Here is a 5320-nt window from a genome sequence, read left to right as displayed (position 1 = left end):
TCGCCCCACTGGCCCCCGGGCCCACCCGACCTGCCGGGTCAGGGGAGCGGGCCCGCGGGCTCCAGGCGGTCGGTGCCGTGCCGGGTCCGCCAGCTCGCCATCGGGTAGGCGCCACTGTTCGGGTCCTCGCGGGCCACGAGCGCCCAGTAGTCGGCGTGGGCGTAGTCGCTGGTGAACTCGACCACCGTGAAGCCGTGGCGATCGAGATCGGCCCAGCGGACGTGCCGGTTCGCGGCGGTCAGCGCGCCCTGGGCGGCCTGCGAGAGCGGGTTGCCCTCGGGTAGTCCGCCCACCATGTCGTTGATGTTGTTGCTCGTGATGGACGGGGTGACGAACTCGACCGCCCCGGTGCCGGCCCCGGGGTAGTCCGCCGGGTCGAACGGCACCTCGTTGGCCCAGGACGTGTGGATGTCGCCGGTGAGGAAGACGTGGTTGCGGTTGCCGGTGGCGCGGATGGCCTCGAACAGGCGGCGGCGCTCACCGGCGTACCCGTCCCACTGGTCCGAGTTGTAGGTGATGCCCTCCCGCGGGACCCCCAGGAGTTCGGTGAGCGCGCCGGTCGTGCGTGCGTCCAACGGCGGGATGAGCACGGGCGAGACCATGACCGAGTTGCCGATGACGTTCCAGCGGGCGGTCGACGACCGCAGCCCGCGGGCCAGCCAGTCGAACTGCTCGGCGCCGGTCATCGTGTTGGTCTGGTCGATCGCCAGGCCGTTGAACCGATCGGGGCTCTCGGAACGGTACGAGCGCAGGTCCAGCATGCTGATCTCGACCAACGACCCCCAGCGCAGGCGCCGGTAGAGGTGCCCGCCATCGCGCAGCGACTCCGGCCGGACCGGCATCCACTCGAAGTACGCCTGCGAGGACGCGGCCTTGCGGTCGGAGAACGGGCCCTCGTGCGGCTGGTGGTTCTCGGCGCCGTGCTCCCACGAGTCGTTGGCCAGCTCGTGGTCGTCCCACGTACAGATCCAGGGGACGTGCGCGTGCAGGGACTGCAGGTCGGGATCGGTGTGGTACTGCGCCAGCCGGATCCGGTAGTCGGCCAGGGTGACGATCTCGTGCGGTGGTTCGTGCGGGCGGATCGCCCCGATGGCGGCGGTGTACTCGCCGCGGCCGTACTCGTAGATGTAGTCACCGAGTTCGATGATCGCGTCCAGGTCGCCGCGCGCCTCGAGGTGCCGGTAGCCGGAGAAGTAGCCGGCCTCCCAGTTGGAACACGACACCACGCCGATACGCCAGCGGCCGGTGGCGGGCATGGCGCCGTCGGCGGGCGCGGTGCGGGTGCGCCCGGTCCGTGAGACCTGACCGAGCGCGCGGAAGCGGTAGTGGTACCAGCGGTCCGGCGCCAGTCCGGTGCAATCGAGCTTGACCGTGTGGTCGCGGCCGGCGTCGGTGACGACGGACCCAGTGCGGACGAGGGAGGTGAACCCCGGGTCGGTGGCGACCTCCCAGGCGACGACGACGGGGTCACCGATCCCGGAACCGGGGCTCGCCTGCGGGGTGGGCGTCACCCGCGTCCACAGGATGACGCGGTCCGCCATGGGGTCGCCCGAGGCGACACCGTGCCGGAAGACGATGCCGGGCTCGGCCCCGGCGATCGCGGAATGGCCGGCGAGGGCACCGGTGCCCACCGCGGCACCGGCCAGGGCTCCCGCCTTGAGGAGGGAGCGCCGGCCGATGCCACCGGTGGGGTGGGAATCGGCGATGCGGGAGTTTCCGGCGGTGTGGGCCGACCCGGGAGGCTCGGGCGAGGGGGCGGGAGACGCGGTCACGCGTTCAAGTCTGTCCCCTCGGGTGACGTCCGGGGAGCGGATCCGCCCCAGACGTCACCGACGGTTCACTCGCCGGCGACCTGCGCGTCCTGTCCCGGGGTGGTGTCGGCGCCCACCACGAGCTCCTCGATCTCGGTCTTCTCCGGCGTCGAGAGGTACCGCTCGCGCGAGTCGTCCAGCTCCTGGAGCCACGGGGTGTGATGGACGGTCGCCATGGTGCCGGTGAGGACGGAGCGGTACGGCTTGTCCCGGTAGGTCAGGATGTTCTTTTTCTTGTCCTTCTTCCAGGCGAGGAAGATCTCGACCACCTCGTCGAGGTCGAACATCGGGTAGTCCGTGGCCTCGATGAGGTCGCGGACGTAATCGGCCTGGAAGCGCACGTCGTCGGCGTCCCCGTCCAACTCCTGGAAGCGGTTCCGCCAGGCCCGCATGTGGGCGACCCGATCCTCGGCGGACGGCAACTTGGCCCGGCCCAGGATGAGGTCGCGGACGTACCAGGCCTGGGCGTCGAACATGTTGAAGGTGAACCACTGGTCCTGGGCGCCCAGGTAGTAGACCTTGGGGTTCTTCTGCCACACGACGCCGCGGTACAGCCCCGCGGGGTAGATGTTGTTGGGCGACTGCAGGGCCAGGTCCGCCGGCAGGAACGGGTACTTGTGGAGGTAGCCGGTGCACAGGATCACGGCGTCGAACTCGCGGGTCTGGCCGCCGGTGAAGTGGACGGTCTCGCCGTCGAACCGCTGGACGAGCGGTAGTTCCTCCATCCCGTCCGGCCAGTCGTAGCCCATGGGGGCGGTGCGGTAGGAGATCGTCACCGACCGGGCGCCCATCTTGAAGGCCTGCACGCCGATGTCCTCCGCGGAGTAGGAGGCGCCGATCAGCAGCACGCGCTTGTCCGCCAGCTTTTCCGCTCCGCGGAAGTCGTGGGCGTGGCGGATCGACCCGGGGAACGTCCCGATGCCCTTGAAGTCCGGCAGGTTCGGGTAGGAGAAGTGGCCGGTGGACACGATGATGCGGTCGAACTCCGACGAGGTCGTCTTGCCGGACCTGAGGTTCTCCACGGTGACAGTGAAGGTGTCCAGATCGCGGTCGTAGTCCACCCAACGGACGGCCGTGGAGAACTGCACCTTGTCCTTGACGTCGGACCCCTGGACCCGGCCGTCGATGTAGTCCCACAGGACCTCACGCGGCGGATACGACGAGATGGGCCTGCCGAAGTGCTCGTCAAACGTGTACTCGGCGAACTCGAGCGCCTCCTTGGGGCCGTTCGACCAGAGGTTGCGGTACATGGAGGAGTGGACCGGCTCGCCGTACTTGTCAGTGCCGGACCGCCAGTTGTAGTTCCACTGGCCGCCCCAGTCGTCCTGCTTCTCGTAGGCCACGATCTCGGGGATCTTGGCCCCGGACCGCTGGGCCGATTCGAACGCCCTGAGGGCGGCCATTCCGCTCGGCCCGGCTCCGATGATCGCAATACGCTGTCTAGACACAGTCTTCCTTCCGGCCCACGTTCGACCTGTTCGTTCGCTCCGACTGGTGCCGGTGGAAGCTCGTCCGACGCGGGGACTGGATGAGTCCGCGTAACGGGGCCTCGACACCGGGACCACTATCACTCCGAAGGGGCGTGAAACCACTGCCCGCGACGAGCGCACGGCGCCCCGTCCGGGGCGCCGCATGCCCTCGACCTTAGCAAATGGGGGCAGGGGAGGCGATGCGGCGGATTAGTGGACAATGGGGGCATGACCCAGTTCGGAGATCTCCTCGGCCCCCCGCCCACCCGTCTCACCGGTGACCCGGAGGCGGAGGCCGCCGTCGCCGCGGGGGAGGATCCCCGCACCGTGGCGGCCTCCCACCCCACCGCCTCGATCGCGTGGGCCGAGCTCGCGGAGCGCGCACTCGACTCCGGCGAGGTGATCAGCGCCTACGCGTTCGCCCGCACCGGGTATCACCGCGGGCTGGACCAGCTGCGGCGCCACGGCTGGAAGGGCTTCGGGCCGGTGCCGTACGACCACGAACCCAACCGCGGCTTCCTCCGTTGCGTCGCCGCGCTGGCCCGCGCCGCGCAGTCGATCGGTGAGGAGGACGAGTACATCCGTTGTCTGGACCTGGTCAATGAGTCAGACCCGCACGCCGCCGCGTCTCTCGGCCTGGCGTGACCGACTGGACGCCCGCGCGCTGGGCGTCTACGCCGCGCTGCCGGGCCCGCTGAGGGCGCGCGCCCGGCGACTCGGTTACGCGTTCCTGCCGATCCTGCAGTGCGGTCTCGCCGCGGGACTGGCCTGGTTCCTCGCGCACGACGTGCTGCACCACTCGGCGCCCTTCTTCGCGCCCATCGCGGCCGCCATCGCCCTGGGCACCGGTATGGGGCGTCGCGTCCGGAGGGGTGTCGAGTTGGTGCTCGGCGTCATCGTCGGCGTCGGGTTCGGTGACCTGCTGATCCGGGAGATCGGCTCCGGGGCGTGGCAGATCGCGCTGGTGGTGATCCTGGCGATGTCTGCGGCGGTGTTCGTCGACCGCGGGGCGATCACAGGCACCCAGGCGGCCTCGTCGGCGATCCTCGTGGCCACGATTCTGCCGCCGGGCAGCGCGGGCGGCTACGAGCGGATGCTCGATGCTGCCGTGGGCGGGGTGGTCGCGCTGGCCGCGATGGCACTCATGCCCGTCCATCCCCTGCGCCGCGCCCGCCGGGAGGCGGCGTCGCTGCTGGGCGTGGCGTCGTCGGTGCTCGCCGAGGTCGCGGACGGGTTGGAGCGGCGCGACTCGGAGCTCATCCGCTCCGCCCTGCAGGAGGCCCGTGACACGCAGCCGGCCGTCGATGCGATCTCCGAGCAGCTCGCTGGGGCGCGGGAACTGGTGCGGATCTCCCCGTTCTACCGGCGTCGGCGTCCGGAGGAGATCGTCCTCACGGCGATGCTCAACCCGTTGGACAACGGCATCCGCAACATCCGTGTCCTCGCGCGTCGGGCGATCGTGGCGGCGGACGATCAGGTGGACGTACCGCCCGCGTTGAGTTCGTTGATCGCGGCGCTGGCCGGCGCTCTGGAGGTGCTCACACGGCGTGTGGCCGCGGACTCCGATGCACCCACGGACGCCGAGGTCCACCGCGAGTTGCGGGCGGTCGCGTCGCGCGCCAAGCGGGAGCTGATCACGGGGTCGGGCCTGACCGAGACCGTCATGCTGGCCCAGCTGCGCTCGATCCTGGTGGACATGATGCAGGTCGCGGGGCTGAGCAAGATCTCGGCCCTCGCCACGCTGCCGCCGACCGTCCGCAATCCCGCCGTCGAGCCGGAGCTGACGGAGGAGTGGCCGGACGCGCCGGACCGACCGGCGCCGGTGATGCCGCCGCTCAGGGCGACACGAGCCTCCATGGCTCGGTATGACGATAGAAAGTCGTCCTCTTGATGGCCCGCCGTCCGGTGAGTCCGTCCCGGGTGAGCAGGCCGGCCTCGGTGCCCAGTTGCACCGCCCGGGCCGCCACCCACTGACGGCGACGCAGCCTGCGGGGCCGGGCGGCGGTGGCCCGGACGCCGGGCAGCTCGGGTGTGGGCCGG

Annotated in this window: 4 protein-coding genes; 2 read left to right on the top strand and 2 right to left on the bottom strand. The window is 70.6% G+C overall.

Annotated features, from left to right (window positions below):
* Nucleotides 1–38: 38 nt before the first annotated feature.
* Nucleotides 39–1772 carry an alkaline phosphatase D family protein gene (locus G6024_RS07465; protein WP_338122135.1) on the bottom strand — a complete coding sequence of 578 codons (1734 nt, stop codon included), beginning with the start codon at nt 1770–1772 and terminating at the stop codon, nt 39–41.
* 65 nt (nt 1773–1837) lie between these two features.
* A complete protein-coding gene (locus G6024_RS07460) occupies nt 1838–3214 on the bottom strand; it encodes a trimethylamine monooxygenase (RefSeq protein WP_235027802.1) in 1377 nt (458 codons plus the stop codon).
* Between the two features lie 294 nt (nt 3215–3508).
* Between G6024_RS07460 and G6024_RS07455 the strand changes: the two genes are divergently transcribed.
* Both G6024_RS07455 and G6024_RS07450 read left to right on the top strand, forming a co-directional pair.
* Complete coding sequence (locus tag G6024_RS07455; protein ID WP_067719394.1) at nt 3509–3925, top strand: DUF3151 domain-containing protein; 417 nt, start codon at nt 3509–3511, stop codon at nt 3923–3925.
* A complete protein-coding gene (locus tag G6024_RS07450; RefSeq protein ID WP_096906724.1) occupies nt 3882–5171 on the top strand; it encodes an FUSC family protein in 1290 nt (429 codons plus the stop codon). Before G6024_RS07455 ends, G6024_RS07450 begins: the two co-directional genes overlap by 44 nt.
* Nucleotides 5172–5320 lie beyond the last annotated feature (149 nt).

It is taken from the genome of Dietzia maris (assembly GCF_014144855.1).
In the GTDB taxonomy this organism is placed as follows: domain Bacteria; phylum Actinomycetota; class Actinomycetes; order Mycobacteriales; family Mycobacteriaceae; genus Dietzia; species Dietzia kunjamensis.
This window is presented reverse-complemented; position numbering and strand designations above follow the sequence as displayed.

Excerpts from the sequence above, each read along its gene's own strand:
- G6024_RS07460 (WP_235027802.1), bottom strand. The coding sequence starts at position 3,214 with ATGGCCGCCCTCAGGGCGTTCGAATCGGCCCAGCGGTCCGGGGCCAAG.
- G6024_RS07455 (WP_067719394.1), top strand. The coding sequence starts at position 3,509 with ATGACCCAGTTCGGAGATCTCCTCGGCCCCCCGCCCACCCGTCTCACC.
- G6024_RS07450 (WP_096906724.1), top strand. The coding sequence starts at position 3,882 with ATGAGTCAGACCCGCACGCCGCCGCGTCTCTCGGCCTGGCGTGACCGA.